Below are 21,801 nucleotides of genomic sequence, written 5' to 3' on the forward strand. Positions count from 1 at the left end.
CGGCACTCACATTGCATCGTTTAATTCACATTATAATATTGAGCTTGTGTTTAACCACAAGCTCTTTTTCGTTAAACAGCTATTTAACAGAGCGTTTATCTACAGGTAAATACAATCAAAGCCAATTACAACTGGCTTTAGCAATTGGAAATACATCAGCCAAATATATCGCGTTTAGCGAACGTACACCGGGAAGTTTACCTTGGCTTAATTTAGCAAAAAGTTTAGGCCGACAAGACCCCGAGATTGCTTGGCAACTTGCTTTGTACTATCAACAAAAAAGCTATTCAAGAGAAACGTTTTATTGGCAAAATCATGCGTTTCAGCTAGGCGCTGAGTCAGCAATTATTGAGAGAGCTAAGCAATTATCAACAACAAATGAACAATATCAACAAGCCAAAGAGTTACTGCAAGCCATTGATAACGAAGAAAGTTATATTCTACAAACAAGGCTTGCTGTTAAATTTTCCGACTTTATTCACCTGCAATCGTTATTACCTAAGTTAACCTCATTTAACGAGACAAAACTATTGAACGAGTTGCTTGCTTATCAAGTACTACCTTCCTTTTCCTCTGAAAAAGCGCCTTTTGTAAAAACTGTATCAGCAAGCTGTCGTAATAATATACAATTTTTTGCCAGTAATTTAACTGATTTAAACAGGCTTGATGCCTTAATTGATAAAGTGAAAAGTAATGATTTTTTCAACCAGCAATTTTGTTTTAACACACCAAAATATATCGCGCTAGAAACACTTCAATGCAGTCATCGTCATGGCGACCGAATTAATTGTGATGTTGAGCTGCTCATTCAACAGGGGCTCAGTAACGATGTTAAGTATATTGGATTGATGGCGCCTGAAGGCGTCGCTAATGTTAATAATGGTGTTCTCTATATTGATCAGTTAGATACACATTCTGTGCTTGAGCATGAACTGTTACATTTAATTGGTTTTATTGATGAATATCCGTTGCATAAATTAAATTCGGCATGTGAACAACAAGGCGCATTAGCTAAAAATGTTGTTAACTTTAAAAGGTCTATTTACTCATCTGATCAAGCTGCCAGAGCGAAAGTATTGCCACTACTGCCATGGAAAGATTTAATCAAACCAACTACCCCTATTAGCTATAAAACCGCAGAAGGGTATCGTTTAGGCACGCCAAACGAGTTTTCTAATGATGTTGGTTTATTTAATAGCAATACGTGCAAAAATTATCTAGCTGCTGGGGGAGATAATCAATCTTTTAAACCGATAAATAAGGTTTCACAACTACAGTATTTTGAAGAGCCTTTACCAATCGTTTATCAACAATTAGCAAGGCTAGCAGGTGAGCAATTTAATATGCCATCTTATCATTATAATATTGGAAAAAAGTACAATCAGAAGGATGATGTTGTGCAGGCTAATTATTGGTTTGAAAAAGCAGACCGGGTTGAAGCTGCTGTTAAAATGAATACATTACCTTTTACTAAGCCCAAGCGGGTTAACTAACGAGTATTTAATCAGTATCTTTGATTAAATCATCAGGGCTAAGGCTAGACTCAATGCTCTTATTACGATTAATTAAGTTTTCAGGCATTTGTCGAACTTTAGCAACTGGCCACATGGATTTAGCTCTAAGACTAAGACGGTTTTTCTTTTTACGATTTGTTAAACGCAAAGTTTTTTCAGGTCCTTTATCATTGTGACTAAACCAGGAAAATAACGTCATTGTGTTTCCTCAAGTTAATTTATGCTGACCAAATCCGATCAGCTTGGATCTATAGTTATAGTAAATATTCACCATTTTGCGAAAATAAAATGTAACAAAACCTAGGGTTTATCTGCCTCAATATGGTATTTGTAGGTTATAATTATGCTAATTTAGTTTCTGTAGCCTTAAAAAAACAACTTAATGAAAACATTTTCTGCAACCGAATTTCGGAAACAATTCCCTTTATTACAAACAGTTAGTGACAGTGATAATGTTATTTACTTCGATAATGCGGCTACCTCGCAAAAAACTTTGGCAGTTACCAATGCGTCACGCGACTTTTATTTAAAAAATAATGCCAATGTTCATCGAGCGTCCCATTTTTTAAGTGCAAAAGCGACAAAGTTATTTGAAGTTGTTAGAACTAAAGTTCAACGTTTAATCAATGCAAAGTATGAAAATGAAATCATTTGGACTAAAGGTACTACTGAAGCAATAAACTTGATTGCACAATCATATGGTTTGAGTTTTATTAAACCGGGTGATGAAATTGTTATATCTGCAGGGGAGCACCATGCCAATATTGTGCCGTGGCAGCATGTTGCTCAGCAAGTCGGCGCTAAACTAATTATTTTACCTTTAGATGAAAAGGGCATTATAGATTTACATGAAGCCAAGCAACTTATCAGCGCTAAATGTAAGTTAGTTGCTATCAATCATATATCCAACGTTTTAGGAAAAATTAACCCTATTAAAGAGCTTATTGCTTTAGCCAAAAAGCATAGTGCGAAAACATTGATCGATGGCGCTCAGGCAATTGCTCATCTACCAGTTGATGTACAAGAGCTTGATTGTGATTTTTATGTATTTTCTGCCCACAAAATGTATGGCCCAACTGGCGTCGGTGTCCTTTACGGCAAGCAAGCAATACTAGAGAGCATGCCGCCGTATCAGTTTGGTGGTGAAATGATCAAAAAGGTAAGCTTTACGGGTACCAGCTACAATGAGCTGCCTCATAAGTTCGAAGCTGGCACACCTAATATTGCAGGGGTGGTTGGCTTAGGAGCATGTCTTGATATTTTTATCGATAAACAGTTTCTACCTATGGCCGAATACGAACAACAGCTTTGTCAGTACCTTTACCAGAAATTAAGTAAAATAGAGCAGGTACAGTTTTTAGTTAATGGTTGCCCAGACATTCCTGTATTTTCATTTACCTGTTCAGGGTTTCATCATCAAGATGTAGCTACCTACCTCGATAGTAAGGGTATTGCCGTAAGAGCTGGGCATCATTGCGCCATGCCATTACTGGAGGGATTAGGTCTTGATGGTTCTATTAGGGTCTCACTTGCGCCATACAATACCTTTAATGAAGTTGATTTCTTTATCGAGCGGCTTAGTGAATTTTGCCTTGGTGAGCTAAATGAGAAGGTGCAAGAGAGTTTGGCTATAGAAAGTGATGATGGGTTAGAGTTTATTTCACAAGATCAAATCCTTAAGTTATTTAATAAAGCTAATTCATGGGATTTAAAACATCGAGAAATAATGTTGATCTCAAAGCAGTTAACTCGCTTAGATAAAAGCAGTAGACGAGCACAAGATTTAATTAGTGGCTGCGAGAGTGACGCTTGGCTTGTCGCCAGCATTAATCCCAATACCGCTAAATTTACCTTTCAAGCAGACAGTAATGCGAAAGTCATTCGCGGTTTAATGGTGATAATTTTAAGCGTATATCAACATAAAACAGCAAAGCAAATACTTGAATTTGATATAGAAGAATATTTTCAAGTGTTGGGATTGATGCAGCATTTAAGTCCCTCGCGAGGCAATGGTGTAAAAGCTATTGTTGAACGAATTAAAGAAGTAGCCTATAACTATCAATAACATAACTTACCTGAATAATAATTATGAGCATTGAAATAAAGTCTATTGGGCAAATAGCCATTGCAGTAACAAAGATAGATGAAGCACGAGAGTTTTATAAAAATACTTTAGGTTTAACGTTATTATTTGATGCTGGTCCAGAGCTCTCTTTCTTCGATTGTGGCGGTACTCGGTTAATGCTTACCACAGAGCAAGGCAATCCAAAAGACCATAACACCTCAGTAATATACTATAAAGTTGACAATATTGACGCTGCAACACAAAAGTTACACGCGAAAGGGGTTACGTTTGAACGTGAGCCGCAACTTGTAGCAAAAATGCCTGATCACGAATTATGGATCGGCTTTGTAAGAGACCCTGATCAAAACTTGGTTGGTTTAATGGCAGAACGACCACTTTCGGATAACTAAAAGTAAAAAATTAAAATAAAGGAATTATTAATGACGTTTAAGCAATTTAAAAGATTGAGCTGGCTTTTTACCATACTCAGTATTACTGCAATACTGAACGTAGCCAGCGCAGAAGAAGCTAAAGTCGATGAGCGAGCAGAATATATTCGCGCCAATTATACAAAGTTTGAATACAAGATTGAAATGCGAGATGGCATTAAATTGTTTACCGCGGTTTATGTACCTATCAATACTACTAAAGAATATCCAATGCTAATGGTACGAACACCGTATCGAGTAGCTCCTTATGGCAGTGACAAATATAAAACCAAGTTAGGGCCTGATCAACAATTTGAGAAAGAAGGATATATTTTTGTATTCCAAGATGTACGAGGCAAATTTATGTCTGAGGGTGATTACGTTAATATGCGCCCTCAAGATGCTTATAAAAATGGAAAAACAGCAGTAGATGATGCCACAGATACCTACGATACTATTGACTGGTTAGTGAATAATGTAAAACATAATAATGGCAAGGTAGGAATGTGGGGCACCTCTTATCCTGGATATTATACGTCAGTAGCTGGCATTAATAGCCATAAAGCGCTTAAAGCCATTTCGCCACAAGCACCTATTGCTGACTGGTTCTTTGATGATTTTCATCGAAATGGTGCTTTTGTTGTACCAATGGCATTCATATTTTTTGATATATTTGATAAACGTCCTGAACAACCACATGCTGCATGGCCTGAGGAAATGAAACCGGTAACGCCAGATGGATATGAGTTTTTTAGAAACTTAGGGCCATTATCGAATGTTAATAAACATTACTTTAAAGGTTCTCGACCATTTTGGAATGAACTGACTGAACACCCTAATTATGACGATTACTGGCAACAGAGAAATATTTTACCGCACCTAAAAAAGGTAAAACCGGCCACCTTAGTCGTTGGGGGCTGGTACGATACAGAAGATTTGTATGGTCCTTTAGCAACTTATCAAACCATGAGCCATAACAATGACAAAGACCACATCAGTTTAGTTATGGGACCGTGGTCACACGGACAATGGAGCACGGGTAAAGGCAATAGTCTGGGCGAGGGTGATTTCGGGTTTAATACCAGTAGTTGGTTTCAAAAAGAAGTATTATTACCATTTTTCAATCATCATTTAAAAGATGGAGAAGAGCCTAATTTAGCAAAAGCTACTATGTTTGAAACTGGTAGTAATCGTTGGCGCCAGTTTGACCAGTGGCCTCCTAAAAAGGCTGCTGAGAAAACCCTATTTTTAGCAGCTGATGAAGTCTTATCGACTGAGCCACAAAAAACGGGTGATTTTAGTGACTTTATCAGCGACCCAAATAAACCTGTTCCTCATTCAGCAAAAATCAGCAAAGGCTGGGACAAGCCTTATATGATAGAAGATCAGCGCTTTAGCGCTCGTCGACCAGATGTACTGGTGTTTGAAACCGAAGTAATGAGCGATGATCTTACTATTGCCGGAGCAATTGACCTAGAACTTTGGTTTGCAACGACACAAAGTGCTGCAGATATTGTGGTAAAACTGGTTGATGTATTTCCAGGGCAAAACGTGAACACAAATAAAGTCGATGGTGACAAAGGCAATCGTCATGAACTCGTACGTTGGGGCGTGTTACGCGGACGTTTTCGCGACAGTATGAGTGAGCCAAAGCCGTTTAAAGCTAATGAACCAACCGCAGTAAACTTTGAGCTTTATGATGTATTACATACCATCAAACGAGGTCATAAATTACAAATCCAAATTCAAAGTAGCATGTTTCCATTTATTGATATTAATCCGCAGAAATATGTCGATAATATTTTTAATGCTACCGAGTCGGATTTTGTAAAAGCAACGCATAAAATATTTCACAACGAGCAACATCAAAGTGCAATTAAATTCAAAACCATTAATTAAGCAACTGATTAATGGATTTGATATTAAAAATAATGGTGAAAAATGAAGATAGCTATACTCTTGGTAGTTAAATTTCTTGTTATTGCAGCGTATGCGTTTAGTTTGCCTGTCAATGCAAACGAAAGTAAAAATACAGAAGTAACTAAACCTATTAACCAGTTATTTGACGCAATGCGAACTCATGACCGAGATTTATTACTGGCTCAATTTACTGCCAACGCAATGCTACAACGAATACAGCCCAACGGAGAGGTAAAGCAGTCAAATCTTATCAGCTTTGCTGATTCGATTGCAAAATCAACAAAGTATCTTGATGAAAAGCTGTTGGCTGTTCAGATCCAACAACAAGGCAATATGGCTTCCGTATGGACGCCATTTGCATTTTACCTAGACAAAAAACTGAGTCATTGTGGCGTTAATAGTTTCCAATTGGTAAAAACCGAGCAAGGCTGGAAAATACAGTATCTAATTGATAATACTTATCAGGGAGACTGTAACGCTTTTATTGCGAGCTTTAAAAAATAATATGAAAGTGTAATAAGCGATTATTGCTTAACATAATCGCGTTAACTAAAATTTATTGAGTATAAATTTGCATCTCACCTTTGATTTGTTTACGCATTTCCATCAGTTTTATCGCCGTTTCATTTTGCTTAATATCGGCTTCTGTTTCAGGTACCCATTGTGGAATATTAACTGGGTGTCCTGATTCATCCACTGCTACCATGATCACGATACAATGAGTGGTAAGTCGACGATTTAACGATTTAGGATCACAAGCATTCACCTCAAGAGCTATATGCATTGAAGAATTCCCGGTGTAAATTACTTTAGCGCTAACTTCGACTAAGTTACCAACATGAATAGGGGCAACAAACTGAATACCGCCGGCATACGCGGTAACACAATAGCAGCTACTCCAACCGGCAGAGCAAGCATAGGCTGCTAAATCTATCCATTTCATTACTGCACCGCCATGAACTTTACCACCAAAATTTACATCTTGCGGCTCAGCTAAAAATCTTAAGGTAACGTCTCTTTGAGGTTTGTTCATAATGCTCGCTTAGTCTGGTCATAATTATCTTTTCCATCATACTGAAAACATTCAACAATACCAATGCTATTCGTTTATAGCTTATTCAGATAAATAACAATTAACTGCTCGCCCGTAAGAACGTAGTTAGATGTTTGTGGTGAAATTAACTTCATTAAGTGCCCTTGTGGCAGGGTAATTTCTTCTTGAGTGTTATTGTTTACAAGTACAGCCTCATTATTTAGAGGAAAAACGAAACAAATATCTGCCTCGTCAATTTCAATGGTTTGTTGTGAATTCAATGGTTTAACCAAGGCTGAGTAGTGTTTTGGGTTATGCATTAAGTTAAAATCTTTTATTGCCCCACTAGTGAGTACGCCATAGGTTTCACAGCCACCATCAAAGGTAGAAAAACTAAGAGCCTGTGATAAATTATCTATTTTAGTTTCTTGGGTAACAGTATTGGTATGAGTTAATGTTATGCCGTTACCAGACAATAGAATAAGGTTACGGCAATAACCTCTAAAGTCTGAAAAAACACCATCTTCACTAACACTGGCGATACTCAGTCGCCACTGAAACTCATCAATTGTACTGTTTGGACTGATCGCTAACTCGGTTGTTTCACCTTTACCATTTTTCCATAATGTTGTGCTGAATGTATTGGGCGATATTATGTTTATCAATTTGAATCACTTAAATAACGTTAATAAAACTGGATTGATTATAGCAGTTTCATGGTATGCCTTTTATAATGTTTTTATAAATATTCCTATTAAAGAGAATTGTTATTAATATCCAAATAAGAACAGAGCAAATTGAAGACATAAATGCAATTTCCGCCGTTACAATTGCAGCATTTAAAGATCATCCTCACTCTAATCAAACCGAACAACATATTGTTGCGGGGTTACGCGATAATCAGGCATTAAGCATATCTTTAGTCGCAGTGTATGAAAATAACATTGTTGGTCATATTGCTTTTTCAAAAGTAAATATTAATAACCAATTTTGTCATTGGTATGGCTTAGCACCTGTTTCAGTGTTACCTGAATTTCAGCATAAAGGCGTCGGCTCCAAACTTATTAATCAAGGTTTAAGCCAACTAAAACAGCAAGGTGCACAAGGGTGTGTTTTACTTGGTGAGCCAGAGTATTATGGTCGTTTTGGTTTTAAGGCATATGCAGAGCTTGAATACCCTGGGGTACCTAGTGAGTATTTTTTGACTTTACCTTTTACTGAACAAGTCCCTTGCGGGCTAGTTCAGTACCACAAGGTATTTTCTAGTTAATTATGCGAGCTAATATTAATAGTGCTAAGCTTTATTACACGCTAACTACAAGGATGTAATATGCAATCTTCAAACTCAAACCTACAATCAACATCGACTCAGATTTTACAGCAACATTTTGGCTTTTCACATTTCAGAGATGGTCAACAGCAGGTTGTTGATACTATCTTGAATGGCCAAAGCGCGGCGGCTATATTTCCGACAGGCTCCGGTAAGTCGTTGTGTTACCAATTACCCGCTCTGGTTTTGCCTAATTTAACCTTAGTTATTTCGCCGTTATTAGCATTGATGCAAGACCAATTAGAGTTTTTAGCAAGTAAAGGTATCGCAGCTGCCAGTATCGATTCTATGCAATCTAAAGAACAATCTTTGCAAGTTATGGCAGGTGTTAAGTCAGGTCATATAAGAATATTGATGATCTCGGTTGAACGTTTAAACAACGAACGTTTCAGGCAGTTCTTGGCACAAATCCCTATTTCTTTACTGGTTGTTGATGAAGCGCATTGTATTTCTGAGTGGGGCCATAATTTTCGCCCTGACTATTTAAAACTGCCAAAATATAAAGAGCAATTTAATATTGCCCAAACCTTGTTACTTACTGCTACCGCGACAGAAAAAGTGGTTAGTGATATGGGAGAAAAGTTTGCGATTGAACACAATAACATTGTGCTTACCGGTTTTTATCGACCTAATTTAAATTTGCACGTGCAAGGCATCAAGCAAACAGATAAAGACCATTATTTAGCCGAGTGGTTAACCGATAAAACTCAATCATCTGGCATAGTTTACGTTACCTTGCAGCAAACCGCGGAGCAAGTTGCCAGAAGTTTATCAGCTAAAGGTGTTTCAGCGACAGCATATCATGCAGGTATGGACAGCGAGCAAAGGCAAAATATTCAACAGAGCTTTATGAATGGCACGATTAAACTTATTGTTGCCACCATTGCCTTTGGCATGGGCATAGATAAAAGCGATATTAGGTTTGTTGTACATTATGATTTGCCTAAATCAATAGAGAACTACGCACAAGAGATTGGTCGTGCAGGGCGCGATGGTCATCCTTCAGAGTGCTTAGTCTTAGCCAATTATGACAACTTGAATATTCTAGAGAACTTTGTTTACGCTGATACACCTGAAGCAAGTGCGATAAGCTTTGTGATAAATGAGATATTAGAACAAGCGAAAATACACAACTTTCAATGGGAAGTCGTACTTAACAGTTTATCCAGTCAATCTAATATTCGTTTACTGAGCTTAAAAACCTTATTAGTGTATTTGGAGTTGGCTGGCTTGATAAAGCCTGCCTATAGCTATTTTGCAGAATACAAATTTAAGCTTAAATGCAGCGACAATGAATTGATTAATAAATTTGATGGCGAAAGACAAGTATTTATACAGGCGATACTCGATTCTTCAGATAAAGCTAAAATATGGTATACCCTTAATTTTGACCGAATGGCCACTCACTATCCGAGTGATCGCAGCAGGGTGATCACCGCCATTGAATATTTTGACGAGAAAGGTCTGATAGAATTACAAAGCAAACAAATGACAGAAGTTTATCAAGTTAATTCCAACACTATGAATTTAGTTGAATTAAACGATGATATGTACTCTCGTTTTGCACAAAAAGAGCTGAGCGAAATACAGCGTATTGAACATCTATTAGCGTTTTTTGCCTCTAACAGTTGCTTGAGCGAACAACTCGCTCACTACTTTTCTGATCATCGTTTACAACAACCCTGTGGTCATTGTTCTGTTTGTTTAGGGAATGTTGCTTTAATGCCGCCAGTGCCACAGCTTAAATCGTTAAATGAGTTTGATTTTAATTCCCTCACTGAAGAGATAATCAACAAACTTGGTAATCACGCATCGGCAACGCTCATTAGCCGATTTTTATGTGGTTTAACCACACCGATCTTTGCCAAACTTAGAGTGAGAAAACTTACTGGATTTGCCATGTTTGAGCATTATCGTTTTAATGACATACGCCTTTGGGTCGAAAAAAATACTACTGTAAATTAGTAAGATAGCCATTTACTGCTATTATTTAAGAGCGCTTAGTTTTTACTTTTTTAGGAAAATAATATGAGAGTTTTATTAATAGTACTGTCCATTTTAAGTTTTAATTCATTTGCTGACGAATCGTTGTCAAAGTCCGAAATTAAACAAGTAGAAGAGTTGCTTACTGAGGCCGTTAGCAAACTCATTTATTTAGAACGTGATTGTGATAAACCAATCGATGGTGAAAAAGTCAAAGAAATGGCAAAACTGAAGGCTTTCAGTGAGGGGTTTCATACGATTGAAGGCGTAAGCTGGGAAACCATTAAAGTAGAAGCTCACCGACAATACGGTGTGTTAAAAACCAAAGCGCCAGTAGGGGAGTTATGTGATGAATACAAAGCCGATATTAAAGGTAATTACAAATTCTTAAAAGATATTGACGGTTAAGCAGGTATTTAACAAACAAATGTTGACTAAAGGAGCTGCGAAGCTCCTTTTTTACTTCAAGGATGAAGGAATGCAAACTGCCATGGATGGCTTTAAGTTTGTAACTCCACTCTGAAATTCTACACTTTGAAAGGTAACGGGTATATAATCAACACCATAAAAACTGATCACAATTGATCATTGAGTAGCTATTCCAGTGGGACACAACTTTGAGCCAATCTAAATTTTCTACCCTAGCATTAAAACCAGAATTATTAACCAATATAGAATCATTGGGTTATGAATCTATGACGCCTATTCAAGAGCAGAGTTTACCAGATATCATTGCCGGTAAAGATGTTATTGGCCAAGGTAAAACCGGTTCAGGAAAAACGGCGGCATTTGGCTTAGGTTTATTACAAAAACTTGATGTTAAACGATTCCGTATCCAATCTTTAGTGTTGTGTCCAACTCGAGAGTTGGCTGATCAGGTTGCCAAAGAGTTACGTAAATTGGCACGTTCTATTCATAATATTAAGATATTAACCCTATGTGGTGGTACACCATTTGGGCCACAAATAGGCTCACTTGAACATGGCGCTCATATTATTGTTGGTACGCCAGGGCGCGTTGAAGAACATGTAATTAAAGGTACATTAAACTTAGAGAACTTAAACCTATTAATTCTTGATGAAGCTGATCGTATGCTTGATATGGGGTTCCAACCAGCGTTAGACAATATTGTTCGTCATTCGCCTAAATACCGACAAACATTATTATTCAGTGCTACATTTCCAAATAAAATAAAGCAAATCTCAGAGCGGATCATGACCTTACCAACAATGGTTAAGGTTGAATCTACTCATGATGACAGCAGTATTTCTCAACATTTTTATCATGTACAAGACAATGAAGAGCGCCTGCAAGCATTACAGCTGTTATTGCTGGAGAATAAACCAGAATCTTGTGTCGTGTTTTGTAATACCAAAAAGGATGCACAGTTAGTCGCTGATGAATTAGTGTCTTTCGGTTTTAGTACACTGGCATTACACGGTGATTTAGATCAGCGTGATAGAGATCAAACCTTGGTTCGCTTTGCCAACAAAAGCGCCAATGTTCTTGTCGCGACAGATGTTGCTGCGCGAGGTTTAGATATTGATAATCTGGATATGGTAGTAAATTATCATATTGCTTTAGATACAGAAGTACACGTACATCGAATAGGCCGTACTGGTCGTGCAGGCAGTAAAGGTTTAGCTTGTTCATTATATAGCGATAAAGAAAGCTATAAGGTTGCCTTATTAGAAGATTACCTAGATCAAAAAATCACAGGTGAGCAATTGCCGCATATCAATGCGCTGAATGCGTTGCCTTTACGTCCTGATATGATCACAATTCAAATCAGTGGTGGTAAGCGTGACAAAGTTCGCCCAGGTGATATTTTAGGGGCGTTAACGGGTGATAAAGGCATAAAAGGTGACCAAGTCGGGAAAATTAATGTCGCACAAAATTTTGCTTATGTAGCGGTTAAACGCAATGCGCATAAAGTTGCATTGAAAAAATTAGAAGATGGAAAAATTAAAGGTCGTAACTTTAGAATTCGAGTAATACGATAGCTTTGCAGGGTTACTTTGGAGAAACAGACTGATTGGTCAGTTTCTCCAAGCGATGTTTTACAAGTTAGTGATGTTCTATTCAGCTCTGTTTTTCGCTTCTAACGCTCTACGTTTATCTCGAGCTAGGGGCGTTATGTCAGCAAGCAATTTCTTCTCCCAACCTAAGACAAAATAAACCTCTGCCATAAGAAAAAATGGGCCAATCAACAATTGTTTAAAGTCATCGACAAAAGCGGGTTTTGCCTTTTCATAGTAATGGCCAATAAACTGGAAAATCCAACCAATTACAAACACAGCAATTGCAATCCATAACGCACCTTCAACCGGTGCAATTAAGCTGGCAACATATAAATTTGGGATTATATAAGCGACCATGCCTAATGCTAATCGCCAGTGCAATATAAAGTAGTAAATGATGGCAAAACTGTAAAATATCATTGCGAGAGTAACGTTTGTTGGATCAGTTAAATCACCCAATTGAAAAGTGATTAAACTTAATAAAATAGTCAGTGATAAGATTATCAGCGGTATACCAACAAAGTGAGTTTTAATATTCATCTTATTAAAGTGCACACTTTTATATTGGGATAATTGTTCTACAACGTTCTTCATTTTAAGCCCTATAGATTTTTATTTTAGTTTGGCAATATGCTCATGATGGCAATTTATTCAGCAACTGTAAAGTAGTCTGACCAGATGGGCAAAATAATGCAAAACTAAATGATTTATCTCGCAACTACCTTAGCAGGTGCAAGTAGACGTATCGTCAAAGCATTGACTAAAATGAATAACTGACCTGTACTATTACTGCTTCGACACGTTCAAATAATTCTACGTCTTGTAATACTCCAACTTCTTTAAAACCAGGGTTGGTTGGTGATTGTTGGAAGAACTCCAGTCTAAATGAAAATTCATTACCACTTTTAAGTGGAAGACCATATTTAATACCCAAGGTTAATCCATCCATTTCACCTATCCGATAATCGGCACTGGCAAATTCAGGCACAGACTCTGTTTCAAGTAAAAATGGTCGATAAAATTCTGAGGCTTCTTGCATGTAATAACGTACATGTGGCTCAAGATAGCCATCATAAAAAGGAATGTAATAGCGAACATCAAAGGTGTGTGACTTTATTTCCCAATCATCCCACATATAACGATAAGAGAAATCTAATACTGTTGTATCAAAATGATATTTTGTTTGCCCAAATACACTTTGTTTAGTTCGTTCATCAGGACGATGTTCGTATAACTGCTTAATGCTATAGCCGTCTGAATTCACTACAGACAATACTTTAAACGGATCCGTCATATAACCGTTAACTTGTGATATCGAATAGTTTAATTGCATGATCATGCGACGGTTTATTACTTGAGTTAAGCCAAATAACAGGTCAAATGTATCTTTTGAGTCGTCGCTGGCGATAGTATCTTTATCCCCTGTTGGTGGTATAAGCATTTCTGCAAAAGGTTTATTTATACCTCCCTCTGGTTCAATAACATCATGAGAGTAGGATATACCTACTGAAACAGTGGTGTTTTTTTTATTGAAATATCGGCCTAAACTGCCGTTTAATCCCAATGATAGGTAGTCATACTCTTTTGATAAATGCAGCCCTGTACTCGCTGTATACTCGGGTGATAACGGCTGAGTCCATTGGGCATTTAATTGGACTCGGGTATCTTTAAACGTGTCATCTAATGGCGTTTCATAAGCATCCACGTCAAAGCTGCCATGACCAGATGGGCGCGAGAATGTTTGTGCATGTGGTTGTGCAACAGCACCGTTTGCTGATGCTCCGGTAAGGGAGTCGATGGTAAATTTTAAATTTAAAAAATGTTCATCATTAAACTCTTTTGTGCCAGCGATAATTCCCTCTACCGCCGTTACTCGTTCGCTTTCACCGTAATACATTAGCGCAGTATCAAACTTCCAGCTGCCATCCTCTTCTGCATTTGCCTGGCTACCGAGTAAAGAGCAGGTTGCTGCGGTAAGGGCTGATTTTAGACTAACGTTATCCTTTAGTTGCACCCGCAACCTCCACCAGCAAAACTGCGGCCTCCACTAGACGCTTCTTTAGAGAAATATATATGATCATCAAGCGATGCATCAATAGGGGATGAGGTTAAGGCCATTTGACGCTTTGCTAACAGATCTCTTTCCCAAGGCTCTACACCTAAACTTGAACAGCCGGTTGCCAATGTAATACTGATGGTAAGTATTGATAGTTTGAAGTTTCTGTTCATCATGTTCGTTCCATGTTTTTCGGTTCGTAATTTTGCTATTTAAGCGAACGTATTTTTATTGTTTAAACATCGAAGAGTTCAGTACGAGCTTAGCTTGTTTATTGAGCCGCAAAGGCTAAATTGCCTATTGTTGATCCTAATCATAAGAGTATCAGAGATCTTTGTTATGTTAATGATAAGTTAAAATGTTTAGCTTGTATAAGGTTTTTAAAAATACATTTTATGTCACGTTCAGATGGAGGTTATTATGCAAAATAAAAACTCATCAAAATCGTTAGCTTTGGTTTATGTTTGGAGCAAAAAGATACGTTTTTTTCACTGGTTAAATGTGTTGTGCGTGTTTTTACTGATTGCTATCGGCTTAATCATTTTAAATAGTAAAGCACTTGGTGTTACTAGTGATGGTAAAATATTATTAAAAACCTGTCATGTACTGGTTGGCTATGCATTTTGTATAAATTTGCTGTGTAGAGTGCTTGTAGGCTTTTTTGGAACGGGTTTTGAGAAGTGGGGGGCAACCTTGGCATTTAACAAGGGTTTCGCTTCAGAATTTAAGAAATATCGTTTAGGTAAAACTAAACATTACAAAGGCCATAACCCTGCAGGCAAGTTAATGATTACTGCCATGTTCTTAGCGCTCAGTGTGCAAATGGTGTCAGGTTTGGTCATTGCTGGTACCGATATCTACTATCCGCCGTTAGGAGGTTATTTTAAAGAACAAGTTGCCATTGATAGCACTCAAATTAAACTGATTAAGCCTTACTCTAAAGTTAATATTGATGCTGAAAAGTATCAGGCAATGCGTGATCTACGCGCACCATTTATTACCGCACATGTTTATTCATTTTATCTTTTATTATTATTGATCCCGTTGCATGTGGCAGGGGTGATTTTTACGGAACGAAAAGAAAAGTCGGCAATTACGTCAGCAATGATTAACGGCTATAAAACATTACCAAAAGATTAAAGGTGGCATTTAAGCTAAAAGGGGCTGGTTATTATTGAGTCTTGTAAGTATTGTCGAAATGAGTATTAATTATTCAGTACTAATAACTATATCTGTTTTAGGGATACAGCAGCAAGGTAATACTTCCCCGTCACGCACAAACGCTAACGGCTCACCATTAATGTATTCAATTTCACCTTGCTCAAGGGTAACTCTGCAGGCTCCACAAAATCCATCACGGCAATGAAAATGAATGTCGATATTATTAGATTCGAGAAATTCGAGGGTAGTTTTGAAAATAAGGTTGTCGAATTTTTCTTCAACAACCTTACCATCGATAATGACTTGTTTACTCATTGATAGGCATCAATATAAGTTAGTAAACGCTTATAAGTCAAAATCATCAAAATCACTGGCATCAACGGCACTGTCTGTTTGGCCTACCAGGTATGATGAGATTTCTGTTTCTTGAGGAGCAACTTGCACGTTATCACTTGATAAGTAAGAGTTGATCCAAGGTAGTGGATTACTCTTAATAGCAAATTGTGGCTCATAGCCAATTGCTGCTAAACGTTGGTTTGAAAGATACTCAATGTATTGTTTTAAAATTTCAGCATTAAGTCCGATCATTGAACCGTCTTTAAATAGGTAATCGGCCCATTCTTTTTCTTGTTCAATAACGTCTAAAAACAGCTCTAAACCTTCTTGATGCAACTCTTGTGAGATCTCTTGCATCTCAGGGTCGTCTTTGCCAGTCGCCCAAATATTTAGAATATGTTGAGTAGCGGTTAAGTGCACGGCTTCGTCACGCGCAATCAATTTGATGATTTTTGCATTACCCTCGAGCAATTCTCGCTCAGCAAAGGCAAATGAACATGCAAACGATACATAGAAACGGATAGCTTCCAACGCGTTAGTTGAACATACAGAGCGATACAGTGCTTTTTTAATTTCACGTACTGTTACGACAACTTCTTCGCCTTCAACAGTGTAAGTACCTTCTCCTTGTGATTGGAATAATTGCGTAAGCAAAATAACCCTATCAAAGTATTTACTGATTGCACTGGCACGATTAAGGATATTTTCATTGATTACGATATCGTCAAAAATTTCACTTGGATCAGTAAATAAATTACGCAAAATATGTGTGTATGAACGTGAGTGAATTGTCTCGTAAAAACCCCATGTCTCAATCCATGTTTCAAGTTCAGGAATAGACACAAGTGGCAACATACAAACGTTTACGCTACGTGCAGCAATCGAGTCCAGTAGGGTTTGATACTTCAAATTAGAAATAAAAATATGTCTTTCACTATTGGTAAGTGATTGCCAGTCAGCTCTATCTTTAGAAATATCTACTTCTTCTGGGCGCCAGAAAAATGATAATTGTTTTTCAATTAATTTTTCAAAAATAGGGTGCTTTTGTTGATCAAAACGAGAAACATTTACAGTTTGACCCATAAACATTGGCTCTAAGAGCGGGTTATTTTTAGTCTGATTAAACGTTGAATACGACATTGTTACTCCCTGAAAACACCTCATTTATGTCGTGAGTTATTAGTGTTTCCATTAAATTTATTTCTAATAGTTGGACTAAAACCGCAGAGGACTTTATCCGTCTGCGGTTTATCAGAGTTGGTTAAACTCTTAAATTTTACATGCGCCGCCGGCACAATCATCGTCACCATCAACCATGCTGTCATCAGCACCATCACGGGTGTTATGGTAATACATGGTTTTAACGCCAAGCTTATAACCAAGTAAAATGTCTTTTAAAATTTGTTTAATTGGCACTTTACCGTTTTCAAACTTGTTAGGATCATAATTAGTGTTTGCTGAAATGGTTTGGTCAACAAACTTTTGCATAATCCCTACTAATTCTAAATAACCAGTGTTATCAGGAATGTTCCAAAGTAACTCATAGTTGTGTTTAAGTTTTTCATACTCAGGCACAACCTGCTTCAATATGCCATCTTTACTTGCTTTAACACTGATTAAACCTCGTGGTGGTTCAATGCCGTTGGTCGCATTTGAAATTTGTGAAGACGTCTCAGACGGCATTAACGCAGATACTGTTGAGTTTCGTACACCGTGCTCCTTAATGCTGGCGCGTAATCCTTCCCAGTCCAGGTGTAAGCTTTCTGAACAAATCTTATCAATGTCTTTTTTGTAGGTATCAATTGGTAAAATACCTTGCGATAAACGTGTTTCATTAAACTTAGGACAGGCACCTTGCTCTTTTGCTAAGTTGTTAGACGCTTTCAACAAATAGAACTGAATAGCTTCAAACGTTCTGTGAGTAAGGTTATTGGCACTGCCGTTTGAATAAAATACACCGTTTTTAGCTAAATAATATGCATAGTTAATTACGCCTATACCTAGTGTACGACGGCCCATAGTTGCGCTTAACGCAGCAGCGACAGGGTAGTCTTGGTAATCTAATAAATTATCAAGGGCACGAACAGCTAAATCGGCTAAGCCTTCCAATTCGTCCAAGCTGTCAATTTTACCAAGGTTAAATGCAGATAATGTACAAAGGGCTATTTCGCCGTTTTCGTCATTAATGTCATTCATTGGTTTAGTCGGTAAGGCAATCTCTAAACAAAGATTAGATTGACGAACCGGCGCTACGCTTGGATCAAATGGGCTGTGCGTATTACAGTGATCAACGTTTTGTAAATAAATACGGCCGGTACTTGCACGCTCTTGAGCGAACAAAGTGAATAACTCTATTGCTTTAATACGTTTTTTACGAATCGAATCATCGTTTTCGTATTGAACATATAAGGCTTCAAATTTATCTTGATCTTCAAAGAAAGCATCATACAACCCCGGAACATCTGAAGGGCTGAATAACGTAATGTAATCGCCTTTAATTAAACGCTGATACATGGTTTTGTTAAATTGAATGCCGTAATCTAAATGACGAACACGGTTTTCTTCAACACCACGGTTATTTTTAAGCACTAATAAGCTTTCTACTTCTAAATGCCATAGTGGGTAGAATAACGTTGCAGCACCACCACGCACACCACCTTGAGAACAACTTTTTACGGCGGTCTGGAAATGCTTATAAAATGGGATACAACCGGTATGGAATGCTTCGCCGTTACGAATAGAGCTACCTAATGCACGGATACGTCCGGCATTAATACCAATACCTGCACGCTGTGATACATACTTCACAATTGCACTGGTTGTTGCATTAATTGAATCCAAGCTATCGCCGGCTTCTATTAATACACATGATGAAAACTGACGAGTAGGGGTACGAACACCAGCCATAATTGGTGTAGGCAATGAAATTTTAAAGCTTGAAATCGCGTCGTAAAAGCCTTTGATATACTCTAAACGAGTCTCACTTGGGTATTTTGCAAATAAACAGGCCGACACTAGCATGTATAAAAACTGCGCACTTTCGTAAATCTCACCAGTTACACGGTTTTGTACCAGGTATTTACCTTCTAATTGCTTAACAGCAGCGTAACTGAAATTCTTATCGCGATCATGATCGATATAGCTGTCTAAAGTGGCAAATTCTTCAGCAGTGTAGTCTTCAGTTAAATGCTTGTCATATTTACCAGCATTAACCATTTTAGTTACGTGCTCAAATAACGCCGGCGGTTCATATTTACCGTACGCCTTTTTACGTAAATGGAATATCGCTAAACGCGCCGCTAAATATTGATAATCCGGTGTTTCTTCCGAGATTAAGTCAGCAGCTGCTTTAATGATGGTTTCATGAATGTCTTCAGTTTTGATACCGTCATAAAACTGAATGTGTGATTTGATTTCTACCTGAGAAACTGAAACGGAATCTAATCCTTCTGCTGCCCAGTCTATTACTTGATGGATTTTATCGAGATCGATAGGTTCTTTTTCACCATTGCGCTTGGTGACAAAAAGGTTGTTATTCATGAATGACCTGTCTTTATAGTATTTATTAGTTTATAGATTTAATTATTTTTATTGTAATTTTACTAAGGCAAAGCGCAGTAATACTATATCTGCTATCCCTGCTTTATTTTTCACCCAACTGCAATATGTGAACTAGTTAAAAAATACACAACATCTTGGGTTTTTCTTTGTGCTTAGTCACAAGGTAATGTGGTTTCGCTTTGAATGCAACCCCTAGATATAGTGTTTTTAAGGAGTGTTTTTAACTTGCTTAATTTAGGTTAGTGGTAACTAACTTACTAAGGTGTATACCTGTGCCAGTTATCGAAAAAGCAAGATTTTTTTTTCGCTAAAAACTTTTTTTAAATCTTTTTTGCAATAAAAACGAAGGCTTTATACGATAAAGCGATAAGGGCTGTAAACCCCTTAATAAACAGTATGTTACGAATGTGATTAAAGTTTATACGACTTGTTTATTTACTAATCCCTACTAAATCTAAGGGTTTGGAAATAATATGATCTGCTTGCCATTTAATGCAGTCATCAAGCGGTTTTATATAGCCCCACTTTACTGCAACAGTTGTCATTAACGCCGCATTGCCAGCCTCAATGTCACGTTTGGCATCACCTAAATACCAAATATGCTCAGCTGCAACACCAATTTCTCTGCTGGCTAACAGCATTGGTGCCGGATGAGGTTTTCGCTCTTTTATTGTGTCGCCACTGATATTTGATTGCGAATTAGTAAACTCATTAAATTTCAATAGTAGAGGGTCGGTTAAGAACGCGGGCTTATTGGTGACTATGCCCCAGGGAATATCAGCGTGTTCAATTAAGTTTAAAAGCTGCTTAATACCGGGGAATAGTGTCGTGTGAACGGCGATGTTTTCTAAATAATAATCGAGAAATTCTTGTCGTAGCACTTCTTTGTCAAACTTAGATAATTGCTCTTTAAAGCCTAAATCGAGTAAAGGATATACACCGTCTGAGGCAACTAGCCGGTATTCATTGCTGGAAACTGCAGGAAAACCATAGGTATGAAGCAAATGGTTTAATGCTGCGCCTAAATCATCAGCGGTATCTAATAGTGTGCCATCTAAATCAAACAGCACACCTTTAGCAGTGTTTAACATTAACCTTTCTCTGGCATTTTAAAAGCTAGAATGTAGTTAACGTCTAATCCATCGGCTAATTTATGATTTTCTGTGATTGGGTTGTAATGAATGCCGCTGGCGTCAAAGCATTTTAATCCGGCATTTTCGGCCCAGGTGATTAACTGCGAAGGCCTGATAAACTTATCCCAGTCATGGGTGCCGTCAGGAACCAGTTTCAACAGTTTCTCTGCGGCTAAAATTGCAAATAAATACGATTTAGTGGTTTTATTTAACGTTGAGAAAAATACATAACCACCAGGTTTTACCATTTTTGCACACGCTCGAATGATGGACTCTGGGTCAGGCACATGCTCTAACATTTCCATACAGGTAACAACATCAAAGCCTTGTTGATTCTCATCCGCTTTTTGTTCAGCTGTGATTTTTTCGTAAGTTACCGGTACACCTGCTTCAAGGGCATGTAATTTAGCCACATTTAAAGGCTCTGTTCCCATGTCTATACCAGTAACATTTGCCCCTAAACGAGCCAGACTTTCTGCTAATATACCGCCACCGCAACCTACATCGATAATGTGCTTTTCAAAAACATCACCGACATGTGAGGTGATAAAATTGCGACGTAACGGGTTTATTTGATGCAACGGTTTAAAATCGCCATGTAAGTCCCACCATTGGCTGGCGACTTTTTCAAATTTGGCTATTTCTTCCGGGTTTACGTTTAATTGTTCAGACATGATATTTATTGTTTACTGTTAAGCTCTGTATCAATTCTATCTTAAAGCGAATGATAAAGACAAAGCCAATTACAGATAATTGACTATATGAAAGGACAAAGAGGGGAAGTTGATATATAAACTTAATCGATGCGATCGCCAATTTTATTTAATACAGTAACTTCGCCATCACATACGGCAATAATCGACTTACCTTTTTTAAATTCCTCTGAAATAATAACTCTGCCTTGATCTTTTTGGGGAAAAGACGCGACCTCATGATTTAATTCTAAAGAGGTAATGTCGTAATAAAGGATGGTAACGAGACGTTGTTTTAGTTTTGCCATTATTTTTCTTATTTAATTACTGCTTTTATCATAACCTTATTGTTATGATTTTGTGAACGAACTATTTATAACGAACTAAATTCATTATGTAAACAAACTTAATAATTTAAGTTAAAAAGGGGTGACAAAAACGGTGGTTTAAGGTTTAATCTTAACTACTGTTTATTTAGGTGTTTAATAGTTACATTTTTTGTGTAATTTATTTAATTCAACATCTAGTAATTTCTAGGTTAAAGACGCACAATATTGTTTGATCAATT

Annotated in this window: 22 protein-coding genes; 10 read left to right on the forward strand and 12 right to left on the reverse strand. The window is 37.4% G+C overall.

The window, feature by feature from the left end:
• Positions 1-11: 11 nt before the first annotated feature.
• The gene (locus RI845_RS07555) at positions 12-1,493 is read left to right on the forward strand and encodes a hypothetical protein (protein ID WP_348389126.1); all 1,482 of its coding nucleotides are present in this window, start codon (positions 12-14) and stop codon (positions 1,491-1,493) included.
• A gap of 7 nt (positions 1,494-1,500) precedes the next feature.
• On the opposite strand, the gene RI845_RS07560 is transcribed toward RI845_RS07555, so the two are convergent.
• On the reverse strand, positions 1,501-1,713 hold the full coding sequence (locus RI845_RS07560) for a hypothetical protein (protein ID WP_348389127.1): 213 nt from the start codon (positions 1,711-1,713) through the stop codon (positions 1,501-1,503).
• A 183-nt stretch (positions 1,714-1,896) separates the two neighbouring features.
• On the opposite strand from RI845_RS07560, the gene RI845_RS07565 reads away from it, so the two are divergent.
• The 4 genes from RI845_RS07565 to RI845_RS07580 are packed head-to-tail and all read left to right on the forward strand — an operon-like array spanning position 1,897 to position 6,431.
• Complete coding sequence (locus RI845_RS07565) at positions 1,897-3,579, forward strand: SufS family cysteine desulfurase (protein ID WP_348389128.1); 1,683 nt, start codon at positions 1,897-1,899, stop codon at positions 3,577-3,579.
• Between the two features lie 23 nt (positions 3,580-3,602).
• Positions 3,603-3,989, forward strand: coding sequence for a VOC family protein (locus tag RI845_RS07570; protein WP_348389129.1), 387 nt, complete (start codon positions 3,603-3,605; stop codon positions 3,987-3,989).
• A gap of 30 nt (positions 3,990-4,019) precedes the next feature.
• On the forward strand, positions 4,020-5,906 hold the full coding sequence (locus RI845_RS07575; protein ID WP_348389130.1) for a CocE/NonD family hydrolase: 1,887 nt from the start codon (positions 4,020-4,022) through the stop codon (positions 5,904-5,906).
• 42 nt (positions 5,907-5,948) lie between these two features.
• Positions 5,949-6,431 carry a nuclear transport factor 2 family protein gene (locus tag RI845_RS07580; protein WP_348389131.1) on the forward strand — a complete coding sequence of 161 codons (483 nt, stop codon included), beginning with the start codon at positions 5,949-5,951 and terminating at the stop codon, positions 6,429-6,431.
• A gap of 52 nt (positions 6,432-6,483) precedes the next feature.
• Here the strand turns inward: RI845_RS07580 and RI845_RS07585 are convergent, their stop codons facing one another.
• Both RI845_RS07585 and RI845_RS07590 read right to left on the reverse strand, forming a co-directional pair.
• A complete protein-coding gene (locus RI845_RS07585; RefSeq protein ID WP_348389132.1) occupies positions 6,484-6,960 on the reverse strand; it encodes an acyl-CoA thioesterase in 477 nt (158 codons plus the stop codon).
• A 74-nt stretch (positions 6,961-7,034) separates the two neighbouring features.
• Positions 7,035-7,625: a HutD/Ves family protein gene (locus RI845_RS07590; RefSeq protein ID WP_348389133.1), complete on the reverse strand. Its 591-nt coding sequence runs from the start codon at positions 7,623-7,625 to the stop codon at positions 7,035-7,037.
• A 116-nt stretch (positions 7,626-7,741) separates the two neighbouring features.
• Here RI845_RS07590 and RI845_RS07595 point away from each other — a divergent pair, with 116 nt between their 5' ends.
• From RI845_RS07595 to dbpA, 4 genes are all read left to right on the forward strand, one after another.
• Positions 7,742-8,230, forward strand: a complete 489-nt coding sequence (locus RI845_RS07595) for a GNAT family N-acetyltransferase (RefSeq protein ID WP_348389517.1) — start codon at positions 7,742-7,744, stop codon at positions 8,228-8,230.
• A gap of 60 nt (positions 8,231-8,290) precedes the next feature.
• Positions 8,291-10,255 (forward strand): RecQ family ATP-dependent DNA helicase, encoded by a 1,965-nt coding sequence (locus RI845_RS07600; protein WP_348389134.1) that lies wholly within the window; start codon positions 8,291-8,293, stop codon positions 10,253-10,255.
• Between the two features lie 63 nt (positions 10,256-10,318).
• Entirely contained in the window at positions 10,319-10,681 is a 363-nt protein-coding gene (locus RI845_RS07605; protein WP_348389135.1) for a hypothetical protein, read from the forward strand.
• Between the two features lie 209 nt (positions 10,682-10,890).
• A complete protein-coding gene (gene dbpA, locus RI845_RS07610; protein ID WP_348389136.1) occupies positions 10,891-12,276 on the forward strand; it encodes an ATP-dependent RNA helicase DbpA in 1,386 nt (461 codons plus the stop codon).
• Positions 12,277-12,351: 75 nt separating this feature from the next.
• On the opposite strand, the gene RI845_RS07615 is transcribed toward dbpA, so the two are convergent.
• The 3 genes from RI845_RS07615 to RI845_RS07625 form a co-directional block, all read right to left on the reverse strand.
• Positions 12,352-12,888, reverse strand: a complete 537-nt coding sequence (locus RI845_RS07615) for an Mpo1 family 2-hydroxy fatty acid dioxygenase (protein WP_348389137.1) — start codon at positions 12,886-12,888, stop codon at positions 12,352-12,354.
• Between the two features lie 166 nt (positions 12,889-13,054).
• A complete protein-coding gene (locus RI845_RS07620) occupies positions 13,055-14,308 on the reverse strand; it encodes a DUF3570 domain-containing protein (protein WP_348389138.1) in 1,254 nt (417 codons plus the stop codon).
• A complete protein-coding gene (locus RI845_RS07625; protein WP_348389518.1) occupies positions 14,299-14,523 on the reverse strand; it encodes a DUF4266 domain-containing protein in 225 nt (74 codons plus the stop codon). The genes RI845_RS07620 and RI845_RS07625 overlap by 10 nt, the downstream gene beginning before the upstream one ends.
• Positions 14,524-14,770: 247 nt before the next feature.
• Between RI845_RS07625 and RI845_RS07630 the strand changes: the two genes are divergently transcribed.
• On the forward strand, positions 14,771-15,490 hold the full coding sequence (locus RI845_RS07630; protein WP_348389139.1) for a cytochrome b/b6 domain-containing protein: 720 nt from the start codon (positions 14,771-14,773) through the stop codon (positions 15,488-15,490).
• Positions 15,491-15,559: 69 nt separating this feature from the next.
• Here RI845_RS07630 and yfaE read toward each other — a convergent pair whose 3' ends face one another.
• From yfaE to RI845_RS07660, 6 genes are all read right to left on the reverse strand, one after another.
• Positions 15,560-15,826, reverse strand: coding sequence for a class I ribonucleotide reductase maintenance protein YfaE (gene yfaE / locus RI845_RS07635; protein WP_348389140.1), 267 nt, complete (start codon positions 15,824-15,826; stop codon positions 15,560-15,562).
• A gap of 30 nt (positions 15,827-15,856) precedes the next feature.
• Positions 15,857-16,987: a class Ia ribonucleoside-diphosphate reductase subunit beta gene (nrdB, locus tag RI845_RS07640; RefSeq protein ID WP_348389141.1), complete on the reverse strand. Its 1,131-nt coding sequence runs from the start codon at positions 16,985-16,987 to the stop codon at positions 15,857-15,859.
• Between the two features lie 129 nt (positions 16,988-17,116).
• On the reverse strand, positions 17,117-19,387 hold the full coding sequence (gene nrdA / locus RI845_RS07645; protein ID WP_348389142.1) for a class 1a ribonucleoside-diphosphate reductase subunit alpha: 2,271 nt from the start codon (positions 19,385-19,387) through the stop codon (positions 17,117-17,119).
• 452 nt (positions 19,388-19,839) lie between these two features.
• Positions 19,840-20,499, reverse strand: coding sequence for an HAD family hydrolase (locus RI845_RS07650; protein WP_348389143.1), 660 nt, complete (start codon positions 20,497-20,499; stop codon positions 19,840-19,842).
• Entirely contained in the window at positions 20,499-21,215 is a 717-nt protein-coding gene (gene ubiG, locus RI845_RS07655) for a bifunctional 2-polyprenyl-6-hydroxyphenol methylase/3-demethylubiquinol 3-O-methyltransferase UbiG (protein ID WP_348389144.1), read from the reverse strand. The genes RI845_RS07650 and ubiG overlap by 1 nt, the downstream gene beginning before the upstream one ends.
• A gap of 122 nt (positions 21,216-21,337) precedes the next feature.
• Positions 21,338-21,541 (reverse strand): TIGR02922 family protein, encoded by a 204-nt coding sequence (locus RI845_RS07660; protein ID WP_348389145.1) that lies wholly within the window; start codon positions 21,539-21,541, stop codon positions 21,338-21,340.
• Positions 21,542-21,801 lie beyond the last annotated feature (260 nt).

Origin of the sequence: Thalassotalea nanhaiensis, assembly GCF_031583575.1 — a bacterium.
Lineage (GTDB): Bacteria > Pseudomonadota > Gammaproteobacteria > Enterobacterales > Alteromonadaceae > Thalassotalea_A > Thalassotalea_A nanhaiensis.